The 1086-nt window shown below is 42.7% G+C and carries 2 protein-coding genes; both read right to left on the reverse strand.

All coding sequences use genetic code 11. From position 1 onward, the window contains the following. A partial coding sequence (locus RH88_RS22800; RefSeq protein WP_138944238.1) for a helix-turn-helix domain-containing protein occupies positions 1-323 on the reverse strand: 323 nt, incomplete at its 3' end. Between the two features lie 516 nt (positions 324-839). Next, the coding region (locus tag RH88_RS01050) for an ISAs1 family transposase (protein WP_005592849.1) at positions 840-1086 on the reverse strand (247 nt) is incomplete at its 5' end.

The following is a 1086-nucleotide window of genomic DNA, read 5'->3' on the forward strand; positions in this document are numbered from 1 at the left end:
ACTCTTAATCTTAAGTAGCCAACGATCTGATCTGGGCTCCAATCCAGTTTCAATAAGGCTTCAGCCAACCTAAAGTCAGTTTTACAGTAACGCTTATTTCGCCTTGAACGACTAAGTCTACTTCGAGCTTTTTGTTGTGCGCGAGCAGGTTGGTAAGACGGGTTTGGTCGGTATGCGTTGTATCGCGAGTTCCGTTGGAATTCACGATAAATAGTACATCTGTGACGACCTAGTTGTGTGGCGATTTTATCGACACTAATTCCTTGCTTTCTCAGAGCAGAAATCATATACCTTTCTATCTCAGTGAGGTGCGTATATCTCATGGTTTTTCACTTCTTGGCGGGAGCAAATTCATGATTATCGCATCTCACTGTTTTATTGTTCAGTGGTGTCGCACTTCGTACTTGAATCCAAGCTTCCTAACAGGGGTGCACCAATGGAACAGAAAACAACGTTACGAGGGTTAAGTATTTGTATTAAATAAAAAAGCGCCACTGAATACAAATGGCGCTTATATCGATACTCTTTCGTAATCAGTTAATATAATCTGTCGTACTCTGACTGGAATTTTGTGTAAGCACACCTAATGACATGTTGGACGATTGATTCTACCTCACTACTTGGCTGGTCTGTAAAGGTCGATTTGTAAGCTCTACCGCAAATTTCCAATAGACTGCACACATATCAAAGTAAGGTAAGCGTCTAATTAAGCAGTGAGGCCTTATTCAGCCTCATCGATTTCCAGCGCCCACGGCATAAGATCGGTTAGATCATCTTGTGGCGATCGCATCGGCAGCACTTTGAATAAGTGCACGAAGTCAGGGCGTCCGCATTAATGGTTAATATTTATCCATTGATGAAAATCCAGCAATAAGAACTTGTTCCAAGTAGGCGGGCTTCATCATGCACCGCTTCTGTTTCATCGGTACACTAATCTTGGTTGACTCTGCTCTGAGCATGTTCAGTGCCATATGTCTTAATGCTGCCATGTTTTCAGCAGCGTTTTCTCTATAAATCTGACAAGCATCTTCACCCATACTGACATCTAAAATCCAATGCATGGATTCAATGCCCCAGTGGGCACGG

The sequence above is a fragment of the Vibrio scophthalmi LMG 19158 genome (assembly GCF_000222585.1).
GTDB lineage: Bacteria > Pseudomonadota > Gammaproteobacteria > Enterobacterales > Vibrionaceae > Vibrio > Vibrio scophthalmi.